Consider the following 25,686-nt stretch of genomic DNA (forward strand, 5'->3'; position numbering starts at 1 on the left):
CTGTGACGCAATGACAGTATTGCTAGTTAATATATCTTCAAATAGCCACAACTCTTGAGAAAACAGCTTGTATTAGCCATTCAAGGTATAGTGTCGTTCTTTTATTTGTAATTTTTTGATATAAATTGTAATTATATGTTTAACATTATTTAGTTTGAATAAATATGTTGTAAATCCTATTCTTATTTCTGATTTTATTTTGTACTATGAAATTACAGTTCAGATTAAGGAGTGACAACATTATGAAACACGTCAGTAAATTTATCATTTCAAGTATTGCAGTAACATCATTATTGAGTCTCGGTGCATCTCCAGAGATTCACGCAAGTGGTAAAGGCAGTCAGATGGAAAATCAGAACGCTTCTCATTCACAACAAAGCGCTCATTCAAACGGTATAAATAATAAGCAGAACGAATTACATAATTTAACAGGTGAAAAATTCACAACAATCGCTCACAGAGGCGCAAGTGGCTATGCACCAGAGCATACCCTAGCGGCTTACGACAAGAGTCACAATGCCATAGGCGCATCATATATAGAAATTGATTTACAAATGACTAAAGATGGTCACCTCGTCGCAATGCACGATGAAACTGTTGATAGAACAACGAATGGTACAGGTAGAGTCGATCAATATACACTTGAAGAACTGAAACAATTAGATGCAGGAAGTAAATTTAATGCGGAAAATCCTCAATATGCAAATTCAAACTATGAAGGTGTCCAAGTACCGACATTAGATGAAATTTTCCAACGCTATGGTTCAGGTGCCAATTATTATATTGAAACAAAATCGCCCGATGTTTATCCTGGCATGGAAGAAAAACTTCTAGATACATTAAATAAACACAATTTATTAAATAGTGATTCGCTTGAAAATGGACATGTTATGCTTCAATCCTTTTCACAAGAAAGTTTATTAAAGCTACAAAACCTTAACCCTAACATACCGCTTGTACGCTTATTAGATAAGGGTGAATTACCTAGTATGACACAACAAGACTTTAATGCGATCAAACAGTATGCAGTCGGCGTAGGACCTGAACATACAGATTTAACAAAACAAAATGTGCATAATCTCAAAAAAGCAGGTCTCTTAGTTCATCCGTTTACTGTTAATGAAAAAGCAGACATGCAACGACTCAATGAATATGGCGTAAATGGCGTCTTTACGAATTATCCAGATTTATACAAACAAGTAATTAATGAAAATGAAACACAAGCAAAATAAGAATTTCCATTACCTACAACAAATGTCTAAATTAACAACCAAAATAAAAACTATCCTGTAAAATGTTATGTTATTTACTATAGTGATGAATTAGTTTATTATTGATAATAGCTATCAATAGGAGTGTTTTTTTGAAATATTTTTTAATTATTATTGGTGTGTTATTTACAGTCATTGGTTTTGCTGGTGTTTTATTACCTTTGTTACCAACTACGCCATTTTTATTAGTTGCAGTACTTTGTTTTTCTAAAAGCTCTGATAAATTTGAAAAATGGTTAGTACAAACAAAGGTTTATGTGAATTATGTTGAGAGCTTTAAAGAAAACAAAGGCTATACATTGAAGGATAAGTTCAAACTTTTGTTAAGTCTTTATATAGTTATCGGCTTTTCAATTTTCATGATAGATCATCCTTATATAAGATTGGGTTTATTAATCATGGTAACGTTGCAGACGATAGTTTTATTTACTTTTGTAAAAACATTACCAGCTAATTTTTATGATAAAAAATAGTTTGCTGGTAAAAATAATAGTGTTGAGGAAAGTATTATTTTTTAATAATCATCCCATTACTGGATATATATGGATTAACTATTAAATTTATTAAACGCATTTACTTAAAAAGTTAGTTTTCAAACTAACTTTTTAGAGTGTCAACAAATTCTGTGACTTTGTTGACATTTTTTTATGCACACTTTCCACGGGCACAGCCTCTTCCTGTATTCTTCGGCTCGTACTATCCCTACAGAATTTGGCCTAATGAACTGCCATTTTTGAATAATCATTAAATGAATTTATCATACTAATTTATAGTTCAACTCATTTTTAAGATAAAACACAAAGGAAGTTTCTCCTAAAAAATGAACTCGTAATAAATAGAAAGTACCCACTATTAAAAATTAATAGTGGGTACTTTCTATTTTATCTAAATTAATAACTATTTAAACCATTTATACTCTATTTTACGTTTTATGCCCAACCACGATAACGAGCTGCCTCTGCAGTACGTTTAATACCAACGATAAACGCAGCTAAACGCATATCAATTTTTCTATTTTGTGATAATTCATAAATTGTATCAAAAGCAGTTATAAGTTTTTCACGTAATTTAGTGTTTACTTCTTCTTCTGTCCAATAATAACCTTGATTATTTTGTACCCATTCGAAGTATGAAACAGTTACGCCACCAGCACTTGCTAATACATCAGGAACAAGTAGAATGCCACGTTCAGTTAAGATACGTGTTGCTGCTGGTGTAGTTGGGCCATTAGCAGCCTCAACCACGATATCAGCTTTAATATCTGCTGCATTATCTTCAGTAATTTGATTTGTAATTGCTGCCGGAATCAGCACATCACAATCAAGTTCGAACAATTCTTTATTTGAAATTGTTTCTTCAAATAAATTTGTTACTGTTCCGAAACTATCTCTTCTGTCTAACAGATAGTCAATATCTAAACCTTCTGGGTCATGTAATGCACCATAAGCGTCTGAAATACCAACAATTTTTGCACCCATGTCGTACAAGAATTTCGCTAAGAAACTACCTGCGTTACCGAAACCTTGAATTACCATACGTGCACCTTTTAAGTCTAGCCCTCTTCTTTTTGCAGCTTGCTCAATGGCAATTACTACACCTAAAGCTGTTGAACGATCACGGCCTTGTGAACCGCCTAAAACAATTGGTTTACCAGTAATGAAACCTGGTGAATTGAATTTGTCTAATGAACTATATTCATCCATCATCCACGCCATAATTTGAGAGTTTGTAAATACGTCTGGTGCTGGAATATCTTTAGTTGGTCCAACGAATTGAGAAATTGAGCGCACATACCCACGAGATAGACGTTCTACTTCATGAATGCTCATTTGTCTTGGATCACAAATGATTCCACCTTTACCTCCGCCGTACGGTAAATCCACTATGCCACATTTCAATGTCATCCACATTGATAAGGCCTTAACTTCTTCTTCATCAACATCTGGATGGAAACGAACTCCACCTTTTGTTGGTCCAACAGCATCATTATGCTGTGCACGATAACCAGTAAATGTTTTAACAGTACCATCATCCATACGGACAGGAATTCGAACTTCAAGGAATCTTAAAGGTTCCTTTACTAAATCATACATACCATCGTCAAATCCCAGTTTATGCAATGCTTCTTTAATAATTTGTTGCGTAGAAGTAACTAAATTATTATTCTCAGTCATGATTCATTTCGCCTCTTTTTCGTAACTAATGATTTCGCTTTCATGATAATTGTAACATAACATTTCGCTTTTTAAAGAGTTTTCAAAACTTATATTTTTTAACTATAAATTTACTCGAAAACGCTTCTTACTTTGTCTAATGCAAAGTCTAATTCTTCTTTTGAAATAATAAGTGGTGGAGCAAAACGGATCACAGTGTCATGAGTTTCTTTACATAATAACCCTTTTTCTTTTAATGCTTCACAATAAGGTCTCGCATCTTCATTTAATTCAATTCCGATAAATAAACCGCGACCACGAACTTCTTTAATTGCAGGGTGATCTATTTTTTCTAGTTCAGATTTGAAATAATTTCCTAATTCTAATGAACGTCCTGGTAAATCTTCGTCGATAATAACATCTAATGCAGCATTTGAAACTGCACAAGCTAATGGATTACCACCAAATGTAGAACCGTGAGACCCAGGTGAAAACACACCTAATACTTCTTCGTCTGCTAATACGACTGAAATTGGTAATACGCCGCCGCCTAATGCTTTACCTAAAATGTATACGTCTGGTTTAACGTCATCCCAGTCTGTAGCAAACAATTTACCTGAACGACCTAAACCAGCTTGGATTTCATCGGCAATAAATAAGACATTATGTTCGTCACATAATTCTCTAATTGCTTTTAAGTAACCTTCTGGTGGAACATTGATTCCAGCTTCCCCTTGGATTGGTTCAATTAAAATTGCAGCAGTATTTTCGTTGATTGCGCCTTTAACAGCTTCAATATCTCCAAAATCAACTTTATTAAATCCTTCTAATAATGGACCATATCCACGTTGATATTCAGGTTCTGATGATAACGATACTGGCGCCATAGTACGACCATGGAAGTTACCATTGAATGCAATTACTTCTGCTTTATCTGGTTCTATATTTTTAACATCGTAAGCCCAACGACGTGCAGCTTTTAACGCAGTTTCAACCGCTTCAGCACCTGTGTTCATTGGCAATGCTTTTTCTTTACCTGAAAGTTTACAAATTTTTTCATACCATTCGCCTAGGTTATCACTATGGAATGCACGAGACACTAAAGTAACTTTATCTGCCTGGTCTTTCAATGCTTGAATAATCTTTGGATGTCTGTGACCTTGGTTTACAGCTGAATACGCAGATAGCATATCCATATATTTGTTACCTTCGGGATCTTTAACCCAAACACCTTCTGCTTCCGATATAACGATTGGAAGTGGCACATAGTTTTGTGCTCCATAATGATTTGTTACTTCTATGATTTCTTTTGATCTTGACATGATATCTCCCCTTTGAAAATATTTAAGAGTCTTTTTAAACTCTAAAACGATACTTGTTCATAGCATAACGTATTTAGAGTTCAACTGAAACCATTTTCTAAAACTACTCATTTCATGCGACTTATAAGCTGATACATCAACAAAAATCAAGCTTTAAACATATCTTTAAACTACTCGATTTATATGTAAGCCCTTACATATATAATGACATAATTACCTATGTTTATACAAGATAATTTTGTCTGATTTAAAAAATAAAATATCGTTTATTATTTTTACATAAAATTGTATATTCAATCATAACTTCATGCATTATAACAGTGGATAAATTAATAAATATACACTGTTATTTACTCGTAATTATATATAATTACTAATGAATAATACCTTGCCCAATATCTACTAGTTTGATGAAGCCATAATAATAATTGTTATTTTTAAATTATTTTTCCGAATTTTTCGCTTTATTTCATCTATAAGCTGCTAATATTTTACTTTTATCTATAAATAAAAAAAGTAGCATATCTATCACAATATCTTTGGAAAATTGTGATAATACACTACTTGATGTTCTATATACTATTTATTATCTGTTCTTGGAAGTGGGTAGAAACCTTTATTAAACTGTTCCCATAATTTTGGTGGTAGATGATGCTTGTCTTTTCTATTTGGATCAAAATGAGAAATAATTTGATCTTCTTCACCGTTTTTAATTTTACTAACAAAATTGTGATCTAATAAGATTTCTCTACCTAAAGCTACAAGTTCTACATTTGTTGATTCAATTGCTTCAATTGCTTGTTCCGCAGTAAATATTGAACCAATACCAACTAGTGGCATACGACCATTAATCCATTGTAATAACAATTTAATACGTTCTTGACCTTTATATTGTCCTTCACGCGTTTTTGAATGTATATCCATCAATGAAACGTGTAAATAGTCTAATGGTTTTTCAATTAAATGTTTTACTAACGTTTCTGTAATTTCCATGCTTATACCCGGTGTTTCTGCTTCTTCAGGTGAAAATCTATATCCAACGATAAAATCTTTATTCCCGTGACGTTTAACTGTTTCTGTCACTTCATCAACAACTGCATTTGCGAATTTATAAGGATCTTCGCCCCATTCATCATTACGACGGTTGTAATAAGGTGAGACAAATTGATGGATTAAATAGTGGTTAGCACCATGAATTTCTACGCCATCAAAACCAGCTTCAATCACTCTTCGTGTCGCTTCACCAAACGCTTTAATTGTTTGTTCTATTTCTTCAACAGTGATTTCACGTGCATGATGTTCTTCTTGTTCTCCAAAACTTTTTAATGAAATTGGACTCGGTGCAGCTACATCTCCATTAGGAGTTAAATTAGGTAATGCCTGGGCACCACCATGATGGATTTGAACGACAGCTTTAGACCCATTTTTCTTCATTGCCTCAGCTAATCGTTTCAACCCTTCTAAATTTGAATCATGTGCTACAGAAGGTTGTCCAGGAAATGCTTTACCTAAATCTGTTACATTACTAGCAGCAGAAATAGCTAATCCCACATCTTTTGAACGTTGTTCCATATATACTACTTCTTCATTTGAAATCGACCCATCATCATTAGAAGATACGTGTGTTAGCGGAGCTAAGACAAATCTATTTTCTAATACAACTTTATTAGGTAATGTGAGCTTTTCAAATAATGGTTGAAATTTTTTATCCATTACAATTATTCCTCCTAAGTAAAATACCATATCGCTTTTTTTCCACACTATTTGAGTGCTTGTTAATTCTAACTACCTAAACTATAAAGATAAATAAATATGCTCACGCATGTAATTTTTAATTATATCTTCTTCACAATAAAAAATACTGACATTTCTTATCGAAATGTCAGTATCTTGTTAAAGATGTTTTTTCATCTTTAATAGCGTTTTTGGACTGTTTAATCCAAACCGGCAAGCGTTCTTTAATTGTTTGAAACCCATATTTTTCGGTTTCTTTAATTTCATCTAATACTGATTGCTTTTCCTTCTTACGTTCATAATTTTTAAAATAGTCATTATCTTTTAAAGAAAGATTCAGTTTACCTTCATCATCAATTGAAATCACTTTCGCTCTTACAATTTGTCCTTCTGATAAAAACTTTTTCAAATTATGGACGTAATCATCCATAATTTCGGATATGTGGATTAATCCTTCAGCATTGTCCGGGGTTTCTACAAAAGCGCCATACGGTTGAATACCAGTCACACGAACTTTGATATGTTGACCTACTGTATAGTGATTATTCAACGTGATAACCCCTTATTTCGTTTTACTTAACACTATTATAATAGCATAAATTATAACTTGGTACTAACATTTAATAGAAAAATTTCACATTTTATATATTCCATACAATAATTCAACAAAATAAAAACGTGAACCTTCTATGTATAGCAAGTATCTACTCTCATTTAACGCTTAAAATTGCTAGACTATAAAAAATGCATACATAAAAATGTGTCTACCTATTTTCAATACGTTTAATTACATTGTTAACTTGTAAAGTAGTTTCAATAAAAAATAGGCTCAACTTCACACTCAACATAAAATTACTAAATTGGGTGTTCGATTGAACCTGTTTTATATATTATATTTTAAATTCTACTTATAATTGCAAAAATATCATTTCTTACTCGCTTACTTTTGGTTTTCTTCGATATCAATTGAATCAATTGTAATATCATGTACTGGTTTATCTTGAGGGCCTACTTTTGTATTTGCAATGTCTTCTAACGTTGCTTTCCCATCTATTAATTGACCAAAAACTGTATGTTTTTGATCTAACCAAGGTGTACCACCATTTTCACCGTATGCTTTAACAATCGGTTCTGGCCAACCACCATCTGCTAATTGACTTAGCATTGATTCAGGTACTTCTGTCATTTGGACAATGAAGAATTGAGATCCATTTGTATTTGGACCAGAGTTTGCCATCGATAAAGCACCATATAAATTAAATGCTTCAAGTGAGAACTCATCTTCGAATGCGCCACCATAAATACTTTCGCCACCCATGCCACTTGCTGTTGGGTCTCCGCCTTGTACCATGAAGTCATTAATTACACGGTGGAAAGTCACACCATTGTAATAACCATTTTTAGCATGTGTTACAAAGTTTTCCACTGTTTTCGGTGCCACGTCAGGTAATAATTTAAATGTCATATCTCCTTTATTTGTGTGTAATACCATTTTAATTTCGTTACCGTTTATTTCTGAATTTAACTGAGGATAGTTCGTCATTTTTATTCTCCATTTCATGTTAAGATGATATATGTATTCTAACACAAATGAAGGGATGTATTGAATTATGTTATATCGTTTTGCACATAAAACTGGAAGTTACGGTGTCATAATAAAGGAAGAAGATGAAAATCAAGTCTTAGTACAAGTGGAACAAGTTATCAAACACCCAAAACAAGGTGATTTACATAGCCCAACTGAAACTGAAAATGTATTTTTTCATGAGCGTAAAGCGTTAAGTCATTTTGAAAAGCGCTATACAACTAAATCGCATCTTAAATTATTCACAGAAGACGAATTACCTTATGAACAATCACTACAACAAGCAATCACTAAACTGGAACTTAAATTAAAAGATCAGGATACGTTACATGCAAAAAAATCACTCGAGAATTTACAGCAACTTAAGAAGGATTACGCAATTCAATATAAACAAAATTTTGAATAAAAATACTGCGTTTCTTCTTATTTAAATAAACATTTAAATCATGTGCTTCATGGGTTAGCCATGTTTTTCAGAATAGTCTAATTCATGTATAATAACCTTATACTATTTTTAAAGGAGGATAAAATAATGAGTTTGTTACATATAGCGGTTCTTCTACCGTTAATATTTGCACTCATTATTCCATTTGTATATCGGTTTCATAAACGAATACATTTAGGATGGTTTGTGTTACCTATCCCCGTCGTCTTATTTATATATTTCCTCTCATATATTTCTACAACCATGTCAGGGAATACCATAATGCAGAAAGCAAACTGGATGCCTCATTTTGGTATGAATTTCGATTTATATGTTGATGGTCTGGGATTACTATTCAGTTTGTTGATAACTGGCATTGGTAGTTTAATCGTACTATATTCTATAAGTTATTTAAGTCGACAAGAGCAATTAGGGAATTTTTATTGTTATCTCTTGCTCTTTATGGGTGCAATGTTAGGTGTTGTTTTATCTGATAATATTATTATGTTATATCTATTTTGGGAGTTAACTTCATTTTCTAGTTTTCTACTCATATCATTTTGGCGTGACAAACAAGCATCTATTTACGGTGCTCAAAAATCAATGCTTGTTACTGTCTTTGGCGGCTTGTCACTACTGGGTGGTCTTATTTTATTATCACTCGCAGGTGGCTCTACAAGTATTCAAGAACTTATTGGAAATGCATCTGAAATCCAAACAAGTCCTTATTTCATCTTATCAATGATATTTGTATTAATTGGTGCGATGACAAAATCTGCTCAAGTTCCATTTTACGTTTGGTTACCGGATGCAATGGAAGCGCCAACACCGGTCAGTGCCTACTTACACTCAGCTACGATGGTTAAAGCAGGTCTTTACTTAGTAGCACGTATGACACCAATCTTTGCACTTTCGCAAGGTTGGATTTGGACAGTAACTGCTGTCGGTTTAATCACTCTATTTTGGGCGTCATTAAACGCTACAAAACAACAAGATTTAAAAGGTATCTTAGCATTTTCTACCGTGTCACAACTTGGTATGATTATGTCTATGTTAGGTATAGGTGCAGTAAGTTATCATTTTGAAGGTGCTGAAAGTCAACTTTATGTTGCTGCGTTCACCGCTGCTGTGTTCCATCTTATAAATCACGCTACATTTAAAGGTGCGTTATTTATGATTGCTGGTGCCATTGACCATAGTACAGGTACTCGTGATGTAAAAAAATTAGGTGGATTGCTAACAATAATGCCTATTTCTTTTACAATTACCATAATCACCTCACTCAGTATGGCAGGGGTGCCACCGTTTAACGGTTTCCTTTCTAAAGAGAAGTTCTTGGAAAGTATGATTGAGGTCACAAACGTTAACTTATTTAGTTTAAATACGCTTGGTTTATTAATTCCAATCGTAGCAATTATCGGTAGTATATTTACATTTGTATATTCTATAAGATTTATTGGCCAAATCTTCTTAGGTAGCCATAAATCAGATGCATTACCGAAAAAAGCACATGAAGCTTCTATACTAATGTTGTTTTCACCAGCTATTTTAGCAATATTAGTTATAGTATTTGGGTTCTTCCCTTCTATATTAACGGGATCAATTATTGAACCTGCTGTTAATTCAATTAGTCAAAGTACTGGAACGCATGCAGAATTCCATATGTTCCATGGTTTTACACCAGCATTTTTCTCTACCATTGGTATATATATTGTTGGTATATTGCTAATTTTATCGTTTGGCTATTGGGTGCGCTTATTACGCGCACATCCTACAAAACTTACAATCAATTACTGGTATGATAAGTTCGGTAATGATTCGCTAGGTCACTCAAGTAAGTTCACAAATGCTTATGTGACTGGTTTTACGCGTAACAACTTAGTAATTATATTTATTTCTTTAATTTTAATTACTTTAGCTACATTATTAGTCACACCATTTGGTATTAACTTTAAAGACGTGAGTGAAGTACGTCCATTTGAATTAATCATAGTGGTACTTATAATTACATCAGCTTCTATGATTATATTTGCACGTTCACGACTGTTCAGCATCATTATGGCAAGTGCTGTAGGTTATTCTGTCGCTATATTCTTTATATTCTTTGGCGCACCAGACTTAGCCTTAACACAGTTTATAGTTGAATCAATTTCTACAGCGTTATTCTTATTGTGTTTCTATCACTTACCAAACTTAAACAGACATAAAGAGACGCGTTCATTCAAACTTGTAAATGTTTTAATTTCTATTGGTGTGGGTGCAGTCGTAACTGTACTTGGTTTAATCGCTTATGGTAACCGACATTTTAGCTCTATTTCTGAATTCTACAAAGAGCATGTATATGACTTAGCACACGGTACAAATATGGTTAACGTTATACTTGTCGATTTCCGTGGTACCGATACTTTATTCGAATCTGCGGTGCTTGGAATCGCTGGTTTAGGTGTATATACAATGATTAAACTTCGTACAAGTAATAAAACAAATGACGAAGGAGGTAAAAACATTGAAAAGACAGAAGAATAATATAATCTTTCAATATTCAGCTGTTGTTATCTTCTTCCTCATCGTAATGTTTGGTTTATCTTTATTTTTGGCAGGACATTACACACCAGGTGGTGGCTTCGTAGGTGGACTGTTATTAGCCAGTGCGCTTGTCATCATCACTGTGGCTTTTGATATTAAAACTATGAAAAAAATCTTTCCTTGGGATTTCAAAATATTAATAGGCATTGGTTTGCTATTTTGTATAGCAACACCTATGGCGAGTTGGTTTTATAGTAAAAACTTCTTCACGCACACACCGTTTGAAATACCTTTAGGAATATTACAACCGATAGAAATGCACACAGCAACATTCTTTGACTTAGGCGTACTGTTTGCGGTTGTCGGTACCATAATGACTATAATCTTATCGATTGGAGAGGATGAGTAATGGAAATAGTAATGATATTTGTTTGTGGTATCCTCACAGCAATGAGCGTCTACCTCATTCTTTCTAAGAGTTTGATACGTATCATTATTGGGAGTACCCTTTTAACACACTCTGCCAACTTATTTTTAATTACAATGGGTGGGTTGAAAAAAGGTGAAGTACCGATATTTGAAAAAGATATTACTTCATATGTAGATCCGCTACCACAAGCTTTAATTTTAACAGCTATTGTAATTTCATTTTCTGTAACAGCGTTCTTCTTAGTACTAGCCTTTAGAAGTTATAAAGAATTAGGAACTGACAACGTAGAAAGTATGAAAGGAGTGCTAGATGATGATCGAGAGTAATCTCATTATTTCACTACTCGTCATACCAATGTTAACTATTATTGCACTTGTGTTCATTGGTAAGCGCCCTATTATTAAACGATACGTTGCACTAAGCGGGACAGCTGTCACATTAATTTTTGCATTTATTAACTTAAACAACGTATTAAAGAATGGGATTATAACTTTAGAACTTGGTTCATGGGAAGCTCCATATAGTATTGTATTAGTACTCGATATATTTAGTATCCTTCTCGTGATTTCAAGTTTAATCGTAACAATGCTGATTATTTTATATTCTTATCAATCAGTGGGCATAGAACGTGAAACGTATTATTACTACTTCGCAGTAATGTTCATGCTAACAGGTGTCATAGGTTCATTTATCACAGGTGATATTTTTAACTTATTCGTATTCTTCGAAGTATTCTTACTGGCATCTTATATTCTATTAGTTATCGGTGGTACGAAAGTACAATTAAGTGAAACAATAAAATATGTACTTATAAATGTTACATCATCCGCTTTCTTTGTTATTGCAGTAGCAATGCTCTACTCTGTAGTTGGTACGTTAAATTTAGCCGATATTGGTGAAAAATTAGGACAACTACCTGCTGCAGATACTGGGATTGTAAATATCATATTCATCATGTTTATCTTTGTATTTGCAACGAAAGCCGGCGTTTTTCCAATGTACATTTGGTTACCAGGTGCTTATTATGCCCCACCAATTGCAATCATTGCCTTTTTCGGTGCGTTATTAACAAAAGTTGGTGTCTATGCAATTGCTAGAACATCAAGTCTTTTCATTCATGATACATCAAGCTTTCCGTTCTATATTATTCTTTTCTTAGCACTACTAACTATTATCTTTGGTTGTGTAGGTGCAGTCAGTTATTTTGATACTAAGAAAATTATTATTTACAATATAATGATTGCTGTCGGTGTTATTTTAGTCGGTGTAGCTATGATGAACCAAACTGGCATGATGGGCGCTATTTATTACACATTACATGATATGTTAATTAAAGCAGCACTGTTTTTCTTAATTGGTGTTATGTACAAAATCACTAAAACACATGACTTACGTAAATACAGTGGTCTCATTAAAGACTATCCAGTTTTAGGTTGGACATTCTTTATTGCAGCGCTTAGCTTAGCAGGCATACCACCACTAAGTGGTTTTTATGGTAAATTTTATATTGTACAGGCTACCTTCGAAAAAGGTTTCTATTTAAGTGGTATTGTCATACTGCTTTCAAGTCTTGTTGTACTTTATTCCGTTATTCGCATATTCTTACAAGGATTCTTTGGCGAATCAAAAGGATATAAAGTCAATCCTAAATTACAATATAAAGGTATACTTGCGATTGCTATTGTATCAGTTGTAATTTCAGTACTTTTCGGATTATCTGCAGACTTTCTACATCCAATTATAAAAGATGCTGCAGAAGCGTTCTATGATCCAAGTGTTTATATCGATGGCGTATTGGGGGGAAAATAATATGGCAGTCCAAATATTAGTAAATTTACTTTTATCTGTTTTTTGGTTGTTTGTAACAGGGAGTTATACTTTTAATAACTTTATACTAGGCTACTTATTTGCCCTATTATTAGTATACCTAATGCGTGGTATTTTACCTGGAAGGTTTTATATTATTACAGTTTATAAAATAATTAAACTTTGTTTCGTTTTCATTATAGAATTAATAAAAGCCAATATCGATGTGATACGCATTATAGTTAAGCCAAAAATAGACAATGAACCAGCATTTTTCACTTATAATACTGACTTGAAAACAGACTGGGAAATTGCGTTATTATCTAATTTAATAACTTTAACACCTGGAACAGTAGTATTGGGTATAAGTGATGATCGTACTGAAATTTATATACATTGTATTGATTTTAGTACTAAAGAGGAGGAAGTGGACGGTATTAAATCCTCCCTTGAAAAAGTCGTTAGAGAGGTAGGCGAAAAATGATGAACTACAATATAATCTTAATTATCGCATTAGTCATCGTAGCATTGTCTATGTTAGGTATGCTTGTACGTGTAATCATAGGTCCTTCTCTAGCTGACCGTGTTGTTGCACTTGATGCAATAGGTATTCAACTTATGGCCATCGTCGCATTATTCAGTGTGTTCTTAGGCACTAAATATTTAATGGTCGTCATCCTATTAATCGGCATTTTAGCATTCTTAGGTACAGCAGTATTTGCGAAATATATGGATAAAGGTAAGGTGATTGAATATGATAACGACGATCGTCATTAGTATCGCACTTATTTTAGTTATCCTTGGTTCACTCATCAGTGCACTTGCAGCGATTGGTCTCTTACGTTTAGATGATGTCTATTCAAGAGCACATGCTGCTGGTAAGGCAGCTACATTAGGAGCTATGTTATTAATTAGTGGTGTATTCTTGTTCTTTATTGGACATGAAGGCTACGCAAGTATGCAGTTACTTATTGGTATATTATTTATCTTAATTACCGGTCCATTATCAAGTCACCTTATTATTAAAGCTGCATATAATTTAGATACACCCGCTTCAAAACGAACAAAACGTAACGATTTAAAAGATGAGTTAAAAGATACAAAAATCTAATATAAATTGCTTTTCCCTATATTATGAAACACTCAGCTATTATTAAATAGCTGAGTGTTTTTTTATAATTTATAGACACAGATTAAGATAATTTTAACCAGTATGTTCATTTCTATTTGTCATATATAAAAATTAATGATATATTAAATCGTAATCATTTCGTTTTAAAGGAGATTTAATACTTATGACAACTTGGACAATTATCGGCGGTGGTTTGCATGCTGCTACAATAGCTATCAAACTAAGATCGAAGGGGTTAAAAAGTGACCGTTTAAAAATTATAGACCCACATCATAATCTCTGCGAACAATTCAATAATTATACTAAACGTATAGACATGCCCTATTTACGTTCCCCATGTGTACATCATGTTCATCCTAACCCATTTCATTTGAAACAATATGCTAAGAAAATGCACTATACACATTCAGCTTATGGTCCCTACAAACGACCAAACCGTGATATGTTTATGGATCACACGCATGAGCTTATTCATCACTTTGAATTAAACCAAAGTCATATACAAAGTTATGTCAATAAAATAGAAAAAGACGACAAGCAATGGTTAATACAATTAAGTAATAATGAATGGATACATACAGATAATTTAATTATTGCTTTTGGCTGTAATCATGAACCATACACACCTAAACTATTTGTACAACAACCCGATATATCACATGTGTTCGATAACGATGAATCCTATTATCAAGAAACTTCACATGTCGTTGGTAGTGGTATATCAGCTGCACATTTATGCTTAAGACTATTAAAAGAAAATAACAATAAAATTCATTTGTGGACGAATAAACACATAGATGTACATGATTTTGATGCAGACCCAGGATGGCTCGGTCCTAAAAATATGACTTCTTTTAATGCCATTGAATCTTCTGAACAAAGATTTGATATTATTAAACGCGAGCGACATAGAGGATCTATGCCTAAAGAACTAGAATTAAGGCTTAAAAAGTACATCAAACAAAACAGATTGAAATTGCATATCAATGAACTTACAGATATTCAACAACATCACATTTGCACTGAAAATTATTGCTTGCACTATGATCATATTTTATTAGCTACAGGGTTTAAAGAATCAATCATGCAGCAGCCAATTATTAAGCACCTTACGAATCACTTCCAAGCCCCTATAACATCGTGCGGCTTGCCATATATTTCTCAAACTTTAGAATGGTTACCTAACCTCTTTGTCACAGGTGGTTTAGCTGATTTAGTTCTTGGACCGTTTGCACGCAATATTATGGGCGGACGAGAAGCAGCACTTCGTATTGCAGAAGCTTATGATGAAATTGAAAATAAAAACAAAACAAAAAGCGCTATAAAGTTAAATAATTAACTTTATAGCGCTTTTTGATTATTAACGTTTCAGAGGCTTTATAGCAATTGTTCCGCGCATGACACAAATTAATCTATCTGTATCATCTTTAATATCTATATTCCAGACCTGTGTTGTCTTACCCTCATGTATGATAGATGCTGTTGCGTAAATTGTACCCTCTGTGGTAGACCCAATATGATTTGCATTCATTTCTAATCCTAATGGTACATATTGATTCGTATCGATTAAATATGCCGCACCCATAGAACAAGCTGTCTCTCCTAATGCTAAACTCGCACCACCATGTAAATAGCCAAATGGTTGTTTAACTTGATCCGTTACTGGCATAGACATAATTAACAAACCCTGTGCTTCTTTTTCTATTTTCATATTTAACGCTTCTAACATATTGGTCATTGCTGTCACTCCGTTTTCCACTTAATAGCTTTATAGTACCATAGCAGCAATTGTACCGAAAATAATTAACGGTATATTGTAAAACACAAAGTTAGGTATACACGTATCTCTAATGTGATCATGCTGACCATCAACGTCTAATCCAGCAGTTGGGCCAAGTGTTGAATCACTTGCGGGCGAACCAGAATCACCTAACGCACTCGCTGTACCAATTAAAGCTATAAGCCCCATTGTGCTTAATCCTAAAGATTCGCCTAACGGAACAAATAATGTAGCTATAATAGGTATCGTAGCAAATGATGAGCCAATACCTAACGTGACAACTAATCCAATCAAATACATTACAATAATACTTATAAGTTTATTATCTCCTATGACACCACTTATGCCATTCACTAACTTAGAAATGTCACCTGTTTCATTCATCACACCCGCAAAACCATTTGCAGATAAAATAACGACACCGATAAAGGACATAATTTGTATACCTTCAACAAATTTCTTATCTAATTCAGTCCATTTATATGCTCTAGAAATAAAGAATACTAGGACACCTGCTAATGCACCAAAGATCATTGAATCAGTAAGTAATTGTACAAGGAATGTTGCGATAATGGAAACTATTGTAACTATAAGTATATAAGGTTTAATTTCAGTGTGAGTTGTATCTTTTACTTCATCACGTTGTATATATTTTCTTGGCTTTCTATAATAGTATATACCTGCAATCAAGCCGACAATATACCCTATCGATGGTATAAGCATCGATTTCCAAATCATACCCATTTCAATTGGATGATCTGCTTTTGAAAAACCACTTTGAATAATTTGGTGGTAAATTTGTCCAAAACCAAAAGGCATAAGAACATAAGGAAAACATAAACCAAAGCCAATGATGATTGCTATTTGTCTTCTATCGATATTAAGTTCATTAAATAAACTGATTAATGGTGGAATAACGATTGGGATAAATGCAATATGTACAGGAATTAAGTTCTGACTCATTATACTTATCGCTAATAATGCAACAATAATAATAATTTTCACTTTTACTCGTGACATTTTACTATTTTCAGCATGAATAGCATCTATAATTTTATTCACTAAATAATCGGTAATGCCACTATAAGAAATAAGTGCTGCAAAACCACCTAACAAGGCATAACTAAGTGCTACTTCAGCACCATCTACTATATTTTTACCAAATACGGACACAATTTCAGTGATATTCATTCCTGAAATTAAGCCACCTACGAGCGCACCAATAAATAAACTTATCACTACATTTAATCTACATAAACATAAGACAATCATCAGTACGACTGCTATAACTACTGCATTTATCACAAAGCATGACTCCTTTACCACGTTATCGAACTAAAGCATTACGAAATTTATAATATCAATATCCACTTCAATTGTCAATGGCATTTACCCAATCTGTTTCCATATTTTTAGCTCATTGGTAATTCATAACCTACTGTCAAATGATTATTACATGTTTTTCATATTATAAATAAAAAAACAGAAAACTCTATAAAATAATTTATGAGTTTTCCATTAAAATAATAACAAAATGATTTAAATTACTTTAACATTTACTTTAATGTGCGCAACCATTGAACAATGGTTGGAATTAAATAGCCTGTCGGTCCTTTTGGTCCTTTATATGTGTTGCTTTGAGTTGTTGCAGGCCCTGCAATGTCAAAATGTAAATGAGGTGTCTCACCTGCAAAATGATTAATAAATGTAGCAGCAAACAAAGCTTTTCCATGACCATTCGTATGATTCACTAAATCAGCGACTTCACTTTTACGGATTAAACTTTGTTCTGTAGAGGTCATTGGTAATTCAAAAACATATTCGTCTACTAATTGTGCTTTAGCAATTATAGCCTCAAGCTGGTGTTCTGCGTTATGTTTAAACACTGCAGCTTTATCTTCACCAAGTGCGGCTACAGCTGCGCCGGTTAAAGTTGCAAAATCAAGAATTACTTGTGGCTGAAATTGGTTTGCATAAAATACTGCATCACCTAATACTAAGCGTCCTTCAGCATCCGTATTTAATACTTCAACAGATTCACCGCTTAACGCTGTATAAACATCGTCAGGTTTCATAGCTATTTCATTTACCATATTTTCAGCAGCTGCAATAACCCCTACAATATTTACTTTAAGTTTTAATTGGCGTGCTGCTTCAATCATTGCGATCACATTCGCAGAACCACACATATCATACTTCATCGTTTGCATGCCTATTTTCGGCTTAATAGAATAGCCACCAGAATCGTAAGTGATACCTTTACCTACAAGTGCGATAGGCTCAGCATCTGCATTGCCTCCATTATATGTAAGTGTAATAACTCTAGGACCATGCTTTGAACCTTTACCAACTGCATGTATCAATCCAAAGCCTTCACGTTGTACGGTATCGCTATCTTTAATATCGACAGCAACGTCTGTATCCTTAAAGTGGTTTTGAATGCGTTCAGCATAATAACCTGGTGTTAATATATTAGGCGGTATATTACTATAATCGCGCGCTAAATTAATCGATGAACCAATAATTAATCCTTGCTTAACAAATGTGTGCACTGCTGAACTTTCTGTATGTATATCTAAATCAAGTTGATAAGGCGGCATTTTATTCGTTTTATAGCCATCAAATTGATACGTTGCTTGTTCACTTTGTTGCCCTAAAATTTCTGCAACCGCATCTATCGTAATTACTTGAGAGCCAAACGTATCAAATAAGAGTGAAGCCTGAGTAATTCTATCTTTTTTTAAATATTGAAATAAGTTGCCAAATACTTTTAAAAAATCACTATAGTTTGTTGTTTTTAAATTGCCTAAACCAACTGTGATGAGCTTTAATTTTTTACCATTTAATGAAAACAGTGTACTAGAAATTGTCCCAACATTTGTATTAATAATTTGATTGCGTTTTAGTTCTTCTAATTTTTCAATTATATTTTCATCTTCTACAGTTAACTCACTAATTTGATTCAAGTGTTCTGGCACACCAACTACTAAAGTTTTATTGTTAATATTAGTATTGCTTTGCATTGTTACTTGCATTGCGCATCCCTCTTTTTAAATTGAATTTTTAATGTGTCATTGTCTATCCATTATTTTATTAAAAATGATACTACGGTTTATATGGCTTAGTGCTTTTTTATTTAATAAAAAGACCTATCTATTTACTAGACAGGTCTTTTTAAGTACAGAATCACATAGTGCATGCGCCTGTATTATTTAATTGCTATATTAAAATTTACCTTTTTTAAATGCTAAGCCGACACCGCCAAGTTTGTATACTGCACGTGTATCGATAACTTTTTTCATGAATGCAGCTTTTTTACCTTGAATATCTTTACCGTAAACAACGCCTACACCATCATTAGAACCTAATGAACATACAGTACCACGATCAACATATTCAAATTCTTGAGTTGGTTGACCTTCTAAAATATTTATAATATTTTTAGCAGTCTGTTCACCTTGTTGCATAGCAATTTGCGCAGTTGTTGGTAATGGACGTTCTTCACCAGCTGGGATAAATGCGGAAACATCACCAATTGCAAAGACATCGTCATAACCTTCTATAGTTAAATCTTGTTTAGTAACGATGCGTCCACGTTTAACACCTTCAAATGATTCTTCCATTAAATTGCTACCACGAACACCAGCAGCCCATACAACTGTATTAGCTTCTAATTGTTGCTCTTCATCGTTAACTTTTACTACGAAACCTTTTTCGTTAGCTGCAACGATTGGAGTACCAATTTTGAATTCTACGCCTCTATCTTCTAAGTAACTTACAGCATGGTTAACTAATTCATCAGAGAACATTGGTAACATTTTTGGAGCAGCTTCGACACAAGTAATTTTAACTTTGCTTTGTTCTACACCATATTTATTACATAATTCAGGGATGCGGTCAGTTAATTCACCTAAGAATTCCACACCAGTAAATCCTGCGCCACCAACAATAATAGCTAAATCTTTGTCATCTTTTTGTTTAGAAGATGCATAGTTAGCAAATTTGTCTTCGATATGACGAGATAATTTACGAGCAGTTAAAACGTTTTCGATTTGGAAAGCATGATCTTTCATGCCTTTGATACCAAATGTTTCAGTTTCGAAACCTAATGATACAACTAAGATATCGTAATCAAAAATACCAGCGTCAGTTTCTACTTTTTTAGCATTGCGGTCGATTTTTGTAACTTCTGCTTTAACAAAGTTAACTTTGTCTTTGTTTACTACACTTTCAACTGGATATAGTAAATCTTCATAGCTAATCGTACCTGCTGAAGCTTCATGTAACCAAGTAGCTTCATAATGGTAATCATTTTTATTAATTAATGTAACTTCAGCTTCATCTGCTGAAATTTGCTTTTGTAATTTTGTAATAGTTTGTAAACCTGCATAACCCGCGCCTAAAACTAATACTTTTTTACGATCTTGAGCCATTTCATTCACCTAAACTTTCATAATTTTTTTGTTGCCTTAGTCTTTTGCTATACCCTATATTTTAATTAGTAATTCACAAAAAAGACATTTTTTATCCAATACTAATTTTATAGTTTTTATAGCTTATTTTCAAGCGCTAATGCCCATATTGTTTATTATTTCACATAAACTTATAAAAGGCTATAGCTCACCTTGGATATTATGCGAACTATAGCCTTTAAATTTTATAAATTAACAATCTTCTGGAGAACCAGCAACTTTGGCTGTTCTAAATGAACTACCGCAACCGCAAGATGCAATTGCGTTTGGATTATCAATTTGGAAACCGCCACCCATGAGTGACTGTTTGAAATCAATTCTAGTACCATCTAATACAGGTTTGTCATATTTTTCTACAAGTATTTTCAAACCGTGGACTTCCAAGACTTCATCATTTTCACCTGGCTCTGCTTCAGCTGACATACCATAAGTAAGGCCTGTACAACCTCCACCATTTATTTTAATTTTTAAATAACCATCTGCCATATCATTTTGTTGTAACATGTCTTTTACTTCATATGCTGCTGCTTCAGTTATTTCAACTACTGCCATTATAATTACCTCCTAAAAAATCCATGTTTCTTCTATATGTGCGTAAATTTTTTGTAATAAGTCATCTGGCGATTCACCTTCAACGATATCACCATTCACTAGTGCGTACAACCCACTTGAACATAGTCCACAATTTTGTAAGCAACCATATTCTAATACGTCTACTTCTGGGTCATTTTCAAGTTGATTATATACGTAGTCCCCGCCTTTCGCTAAATTCGAAATGCAGAACTCAATTATTGGATTCATAATACACCCTCTCATAAATTATCAGTTAAACAATTATAACAAACACTGCACATAGTTGACTACATACTAGCTTATAAAATCCACACTTTTATACTGTCTTATCAACCAGAATAAACAATTGATTATAGATATATAATTAATCAATTAGCCACATTTATTTATCAAATAGATTGCGTCAAAACAAGCCGTTATTACTTAAGTAGATGAAATAATAAATTCTGTTACAAATTAAATGTAATTGCAAATAATAAAGTATCTACTTTATTTGTAGAAGTATTCAAAAAGGCTTATAATATATCTAAGTAAGCTGATTATAGAAAATTGGTATATCGATGAAAGACGAAATATGATTTAACCACATTATATTTAATAACTTACATTGACGAGTTGAAGATAAAATACATCTCATTTTATCTTAATGCTCAATACAATTTTTACTAGAGGGGTATCACAAATGAAAAACTTAGTCTTATTAGGTGGCGGCTATGGAAATATGCGCATCATGTCACATATTTTACCATCTGCACTTCCTGAAAATTATACGGTCACATTAATTGATCGTATGCCTTACCACTGTTTAAAGCCAGAGTTTTATGAGTTGGCTGCTGGTACTAAATCTGATAAGGATGTTCGTATGAATTTTCCTGATTCTGATCGCATCAACAATGTTTTTGGAGAAATTAATGATATCGATTTAGAAGATCAAATTATTTCCGTTGGCAATACGAAAGTAGATTATGATGAATTAGTGATTGGTTTAGGCTGTGAAGATAAGTATCACAGTGTGCCAGGTGCTGAAGAATACACACATAGTATTCAAACATTATCTAAATCTCGTGAGACATTCCACCATTTAAGCGAATTACCAAATGGCGCCAAAGTAGGTATCGTTGGTGCTGGATTAAGTGGTATCGAATTAGCAAGTGAACTACGTGAAAGTCGAGAAGATTTAAAAATCTACCTCTATGACAGAGGCGAACGTATTCTACGTCGTTTTCCTGAAAAGTTAAGTCAATATATTGAAAATTGGTTTAAGAAAAATGATGTAACTGTAGTACCAAACTCTGATATTAATCGCGTAGAACCAGGCTGTATCTATAATAATGATGTACCTGAAGAATTAGATTTAGTCGTATGGACTGCAGGTATTCAACCTGTTGAGGTAGTTAGAAACCTTCCAATAGACATTAGTAAAGGTGGCCGTGTTATTTTAAATCAATATCACCAAGTGCCTACCTACAAAAATGTCTATGTGGTTGGTGACTGTGCAGAATTACCGCACGCACCAAGTGCACAGCTCGCTGAAGCACAAGGTGATCAAATTGCAGATGTTATGAAATTACAATGGCAAGGTAAAGCACTTCCAGAAAAAATGCCTGAAATTAAAGTTCAAGGTTTCCTCGGCTCACTTGGAGATAAAAAAGGATTTGCTTATATAATGGACCGAACTGTTACCGGCCGCTTAGCTTCTATTTTAAAATCAGGCGTACTATGGTTATATAAATACCATAACGGTTAAAAAGTACTATCTCCTCAAATTAGTAATACGAAAAACAAATTTGGACAGTAAAGCGCTTAAGACATTATAATAAGATGTCTCAAGCGCTTTATCTTTTTAAGACGTAATATTTAATTGAAAGACTAAATAGGATGTGATTAATGCGCATCCATAAATTTCGTTATATCTTTTAATTGTACATAACCATCTGATACATATTCTTCATTTATGGTAACTAATGGATAGAATAATTCATCTTCTTGAATGCGTTCAATGTACTGTTGGTCATGATCTGTTAAGTTCTCAGTATCTTTTTCAATATCAATATATGTGAATTCAAACTGAACATCTGGATATTTCCTTTTTAACAATGGTTGTAACCAATCGTAAGTATTGCGCGCTGTTGGCGCGTTAACGCAACTTGCGCAAACAATATCTGCACCATAAACGATGACACTAGCTTTATTCATTTTAACATTCCCCTTTTGTATTGATTGATAGATTTTTCCTTACATTTCTATTATAATAAAAAGATAAGTAGAATATGAAATAACTCACTTGAAAGGAGGCATTTCCATGCCAACTGAAAACGTAACAATGTTTGATCAAGTAGCAGAAGTAATTGAAAAACTTCGTCCCTTCTTACTACGTGATGGCGGTGACTGTTCACTCGTTGATGTAGAAGATGGTATTGTTAAACTACAATTACATGGTGCATGTGGTACATGCCCTAGTTCAACAATCACTTTAAAAGCAGGTATTGAACGTGCTTTGCATGAAGAAGTACCAGGAGTAATCGAAGTAGAACAAGTATTCTAATTGATATATTCATATATAGATAACATCTCAAGATTAAGTTTCTTTCGAGCACTTTAATTAACTATTTCATTTTTGTAATGCGAATAGTTTCAAAGCATAGTCAAGCTAAACGAATAATATCGTTTAGCTTTTTTATTTTGCAAAAATTACAAGTGCTTTACTAGAAATGTATTCTCCGTCATAATATCAATTTTCCGACTGATTATACAATATTCCGTACTTTTCCACCGTATATTTCTAGTGAATATCGCTTTGTGTATTGCTTAAAGTTAAACAAAAAGTGAAGGTATCTTAATGGCAATAAGCATAAAGAAAATTGTAGATCATCGAGCTACTCAAATATATAAAACATAAAAATGATGGCTTCTATTTTATTTCACATAGAAACCATCATTTTTCAGTTATCTAAGAAGCTTATGTCCCAAATTTCATCCAAAATTTTTACCAAAAAAAGAATAGAAGCGTTGAAACTTTCACATTTTCAATTCAGACAACAACTTGATTGATTTAACAATAGACTCTGAAACTTGTTAGTAACATGCTAAATTATTCTTGTAAGTGTTGATTCATTCTTTCGCTTATATACACCCAGCCTTTCCAGCCAATATGTACTGCATCACTTACAACATATGGCTCATAATCTTTATCTGACATATCATAAACGTCCCCACCACGTTCTACAATTGTTTGATTAATTTTTTTATAGATACCTTGTCTTCTGTGTTTATCAATACCAATATAATCATACCACTTACCATTAGATGGTAAGATTATATATTCAACATCAGCACCAGCTTCGTTTAGTGTATCTACTAACAATGCTAAATCATTAAACTCTGGTGAGTTAATATTAAACTCATAATCTCTATTTATTTTACGTTTATGGTTTTTTATTAAATCCCAATATTCATCTCTAATACCAAATTCATTTGACTTCGTTCGTGCTTTACCATATTCTTCTGCTTGCTTTTGAATATCCTCCCATGACTCACCTTCTTGAGTTACAGGTTTAACTTGTGATAATGGAGAAGAAGTTAACGGAAACATCGCTTTTATTAATTCAATTTTTTTCAATTGATTATCTGTAAAAGATGAAATATAAGTATCCTTAACATTTTGGGGTTGTTGTGCTACTTTTTCCAAATAGGGCTTATTTTCAGCATCTTTAAACTGTAACAGTCTTTTAGCAAAACGTTGTTTAAGTTCAGGGCTTAAATTATTTTGTTTAAACAGTTGGTTTAACTGCCCTTTAGCAATACGTTCTTTAAAATTTTCAGATGTTAAACCATTATTAGTAAACCATTGTGGTGATACAATAAACGCTATCTTTTTACCTTTAAGATTATCATACTGCGAACCTAGTTCTACTGCATTGACTAAATCTGTTGAACCACCTGTTCCAATTAAAAATGGTTTCTCAGAAATGTTTTTATCATTATTTATTAATAAAGCAGGGTTAAAAGGATCATCTTTTTCAAGTTCACTCGAACCGTAAATTGGATAATATGCATCAGATTCATACATCTTATCTTGAATTAATGTTCCTTTTAACACTTGATCTGATAACGATATACGTTGTGTTTCTAAAGTTTTTGAATTAATTAATCCTGTAAACCAACTTACTGGTATAGCTAAGAAAATTCCAAACAATATAAGACTTGCGATGATTGGTATAAATGGTTTTAGTTTCATCTTAATGCTTCTAAAACCGCTACTATTTTATTTGGTGTTTCCCATTCATCTCTATCAAAATCCATGATTGAAACCTCTATATCTAATTTGTTTTGTATTTCTAGTAAAAGTCCCACTGTTTGAAAAGAGTCTATTATACCTTCTTCAAATAATTCAACATCTGGATTTTCTTTAACGATACTATTTTCAGCTACTTCTTCTAATAAATCTAAAACTTGTTTTCTAAATTCCATAAAAATTC

Annotated in this window: 27 protein-coding genes; 13 read left to right on the forward strand and 14 right to left on the reverse strand. The window is 33.0% G+C overall.

The genetic code is table 11. The annotated features are described in order from the left end of the window. Positions 1-242: 242 nt before the first annotated feature. Positions 243-1,232 (forward strand): glycerophosphodiester phosphodiesterase, encoded by a 990-nt coding sequence (locus tag MHB47_RS09470; RefSeq protein ID WP_002512228.1) that lies wholly within the window; start codon positions 243-245, stop codon positions 1,230-1,232. 131 nt (positions 1,233-1,363) lie between these two features. Further along, positions 1,364-1,744 carry a YbaN family protein gene (locus MHB47_RS09475; protein ID WP_021339469.1) on the forward strand — a complete coding sequence of 127 codons (381 nt, stop codon included), beginning with the start codon at positions 1,364-1,366 and terminating at the stop codon, positions 1,742-1,744. 456 nt (positions 1,745-2,200) lie between these two features. On the opposite strand, the gene MHB47_RS09480 is transcribed toward MHB47_RS09475, so the two are convergent. The 5 genes from MHB47_RS09480 to MHB47_RS09500 form a co-directional block, all read right to left on the reverse strand. Continuing rightward, a complete protein-coding gene (locus tag MHB47_RS09480) occupies positions 2,201-3,445 on the reverse strand; it encodes a Glu/Leu/Phe/Val family dehydrogenase (RefSeq protein ID WP_002508134.1) in 1,245 nt (414 codons plus the stop codon). A gap of 110 nt (positions 3,446-3,555) precedes the next feature. Then, positions 3,556-4,746: an ornithine--oxo-acid transaminase gene (locus tag MHB47_RS09485; RefSeq protein ID WP_002508135.1), complete on the reverse strand. Its 1,191-nt coding sequence runs from the start codon at positions 4,744-4,746 to the stop codon at positions 3,556-3,558. A gap of 579 nt (positions 4,747-5,325) precedes the next feature. Beyond that, the gene (locus tag MHB47_RS09490) at positions 5,326-6,459 is read right to left on the reverse strand and encodes an NADH-dependent flavin oxidoreductase (RefSeq protein WP_056935412.1); all 1,134 of its coding nucleotides are present in this window, start codon (positions 6,457-6,459) and stop codon (positions 5,326-5,328) included. Between the two features lie 169 nt (positions 6,460-6,628). Continuing rightward, positions 6,629-7,030: a S1 domain-containing post-transcriptional regulator Ygs gene (ygs, locus tag MHB47_RS09495; RefSeq protein ID WP_002508137.1), complete on the reverse strand. Its 402-nt coding sequence runs from the start codon at positions 7,028-7,030 to the stop codon at positions 6,629-6,631. Between the two features lie 390 nt (positions 7,031-7,420). Continuing rightward, on the reverse strand, positions 7,421-8,023 hold the full coding sequence (locus MHB47_RS09500; RefSeq protein WP_021339466.1) for a peptidylprolyl isomerase: 603 nt from the start codon (positions 8,021-8,023) through the stop codon (positions 7,421-7,423). Between the two features lie 67 nt (positions 8,024-8,090). Between MHB47_RS09500 and kapB the strand changes: the two genes are divergently transcribed. From kapB to MHB47_RS09545, 9 genes are all read left to right on the forward strand, one after another. Beyond that, positions 8,091-8,471 (forward strand): sporulation phosphorelay system protein KapB, encoded by a 381-nt coding sequence (gene kapB / locus MHB47_RS09505; protein ID WP_340756360.1) that lies wholly within the window; start codon positions 8,091-8,093, stop codon positions 8,469-8,471. Positions 8,472-8,597: 126 nt separating this feature from the next. Next, positions 8,598-11,015 (forward strand): Na+/H+ antiporter subunit A, encoded by a 2,418-nt coding sequence (locus tag MHB47_RS09510; RefSeq protein WP_340756362.1) that lies wholly within the window; start codon positions 8,598-8,600, stop codon positions 11,013-11,015. Beyond that, entirely contained in the window at positions 10,996-11,424 is a 429-nt protein-coding gene (locus tag MHB47_RS09515) for a Na(+)/H(+) antiporter subunit B (protein ID WP_002512223.1), read from the forward strand. Before MHB47_RS09510 ends, MHB47_RS09515 begins: the two co-directional genes overlap by 20 nt. Continuing rightward, positions 11,424-11,771: a Na+/H+ antiporter Mnh1 subunit C gene (mnhC1, locus tag MHB47_RS09520; RefSeq protein WP_002508142.1), complete on the forward strand. Its 348-nt coding sequence runs from the start codon at positions 11,424-11,426 to the stop codon at positions 11,769-11,771. The genes MHB47_RS09515 and mnhC1 overlap by 1 nt, the downstream gene beginning before the upstream one ends. Then, positions 11,758-13,254 carry a Na+/H+ antiporter subunit D gene (locus MHB47_RS09525; RefSeq protein WP_340757312.1) on the forward strand — a complete coding sequence of 499 codons (1,497 nt, stop codon included), beginning with the start codon at positions 11,758-11,760 and terminating at the stop codon, positions 13,252-13,254. The genes mnhC1 and MHB47_RS09525 overlap by 14 nt, the downstream gene beginning before the upstream one ends. A gap of 1 nt (position 13,255) precedes the next feature. Next, entirely contained in the window at positions 13,256-13,735 is a 480-nt protein-coding gene (locus MHB47_RS09530) for a Na+/H+ antiporter subunit E (protein WP_340756363.1), read from the forward strand. Then, the gene (locus tag MHB47_RS09535) at positions 13,735-14,028 is read left to right on the forward strand and encodes a Na(+)/H(+) antiporter subunit F1 (protein ID WP_107514682.1); all 294 of its coding nucleotides are present in this window, start codon (positions 13,735-13,737) and stop codon (positions 14,026-14,028) included. Before MHB47_RS09530 ends, MHB47_RS09535 begins: the two co-directional genes overlap by 1 nt. Further along, entirely contained in the window at positions 14,006-14,362 is a 357-nt protein-coding gene (locus MHB47_RS09540) for a Na+/H+ antiporter subunit G1 (RefSeq protein WP_340756365.1), read from the forward strand. The genes MHB47_RS09535 and MHB47_RS09540 overlap by 23 nt, the downstream gene beginning before the upstream one ends. A gap of 184 nt (positions 14,363-14,546) precedes the next feature. After that, positions 14,547-15,722 carry an NAD(P)-binding domain-containing protein gene (locus MHB47_RS09545; protein ID WP_340756367.1) on the forward strand — a complete coding sequence of 392 codons (1,176 nt, stop codon included), beginning with the start codon at positions 14,547-14,549 and terminating at the stop codon, positions 15,720-15,722. 21 nt (positions 15,723-15,743) lie between these two features. On the opposite strand, the gene MHB47_RS09550 is transcribed toward MHB47_RS09545, so the two are convergent. The 6 genes from MHB47_RS09550 to MHB47_RS09575 form a co-directional block, all read right to left on the reverse strand. Then, positions 15,744-16,121, reverse strand: a complete 378-nt coding sequence (locus MHB47_RS09550; protein WP_340756369.1) for a hotdog fold thioesterase — start codon at positions 16,119-16,121, stop codon at positions 15,744-15,746. A gap of 30 nt (positions 16,122-16,151) precedes the next feature. After that, entirely contained in the window at positions 16,152-17,468 is a 1,317-nt protein-coding gene (locus tag MHB47_RS09555) for a Na+/H+ antiporter family protein (RefSeq protein WP_340756371.1), read from the reverse strand. A gap of 251 nt (positions 17,469-17,719) precedes the next feature. Beyond that, complete coding sequence (locus MHB47_RS09560; RefSeq protein WP_340756373.1) at positions 17,720-19,198, reverse strand: M17 family metallopeptidase; 1,479 nt, start codon at positions 19,196-19,198, stop codon at positions 17,720-17,722. A gap of 189 nt (positions 19,199-19,387) precedes the next feature. After that, positions 19,388-20,596, reverse strand: coding sequence for an NAD(P)/FAD-dependent oxidoreductase (locus MHB47_RS09565; protein ID WP_340756375.1), 1,209 nt, complete (start codon positions 20,594-20,596; stop codon positions 19,388-19,390). Positions 20,597-20,827: 231 nt separating this feature from the next. Next, positions 20,828-21,187 carry a HesB/IscA family protein gene (locus MHB47_RS09570; RefSeq protein ID WP_002512219.1) on the reverse strand — a complete coding sequence of 120 codons (360 nt, stop codon included), beginning with the start codon at positions 21,185-21,187 and terminating at the stop codon, positions 20,828-20,830. A gap of 12 nt (positions 21,188-21,199) precedes the next feature. After that, positions 21,200-21,436: a YuzB family protein gene (locus tag MHB47_RS09575; RefSeq protein ID WP_002512218.1), complete on the reverse strand. Its 237-nt coding sequence runs from the start codon at positions 21,434-21,436 to the stop codon at positions 21,200-21,202. A gap of 454 nt (positions 21,437-21,890) precedes the next feature. On the opposite strand from MHB47_RS09575, the gene MHB47_RS09580 reads away from it, so the two are divergent. Beyond that, positions 21,891-22,955 (forward strand): NAD(P)/FAD-dependent oxidoreductase, encoded by a 1,065-nt coding sequence (locus tag MHB47_RS09580; protein WP_002508154.1) that lies wholly within the window; start codon positions 21,891-21,893, stop codon positions 22,953-22,955. Between the two features lie 137 nt (positions 22,956-23,092). Here the strand turns inward: MHB47_RS09580 and MHB47_RS09585 are convergent, their stop codons facing one another. Further along, the gene (locus MHB47_RS09585) at positions 23,093-23,404 is read right to left on the reverse strand and encodes a YuzD family protein (protein WP_002508155.1); all 312 of its coding nucleotides are present in this window, start codon (positions 23,402-23,404) and stop codon (positions 23,093-23,095) included. A gap of 106 nt (positions 23,405-23,510) precedes the next feature. Between MHB47_RS09585 and MHB47_RS09590 the strand changes: the two genes are divergently transcribed. After that, positions 23,511-23,753, forward strand: a complete 243-nt coding sequence (locus MHB47_RS09590) for a NifU family protein (RefSeq protein ID WP_002483816.1) — start codon at positions 23,511-23,513, stop codon at positions 23,751-23,753. 546 nt (positions 23,754-24,299) lie between these two features. Here the strand turns inward: MHB47_RS09590 and dltD are convergent. Next, complete coding sequence (gene dltD, locus MHB47_RS09595; RefSeq protein ID WP_340756377.1) at positions 24,300-25,445, reverse strand: D-alanyl-lipoteichoic acid biosynthesis protein DltD; 1,146 nt, start codon at positions 25,443-25,445, stop codon at positions 24,300-24,302. Then, positions 25,442-25,678 carry a D-alanine--poly(phosphoribitol) ligase subunit 2 gene (dltC, locus tag MHB47_RS09600; protein WP_340756379.1) on the reverse strand — a complete coding sequence of 79 codons (237 nt, stop codon included), beginning with the start codon at positions 25,676-25,678 and terminating at the stop codon, positions 25,442-25,444. Before dltC ends, dltD begins: the two co-directional genes overlap by 4 nt. Between the last annotated feature and the right edge of the window lie 8 nt (positions 25,679-25,686).

The sequence above is a fragment of the Staphylococcus sp. FSL K6-3157 genome, from assembly GCF_038005145.1.
In the GTDB taxonomy this organism is placed as follows: Bacteria; Bacillota; Bacilli; order Staphylococcales; family Staphylococcaceae; genus Staphylococcus; species Staphylococcus equorum.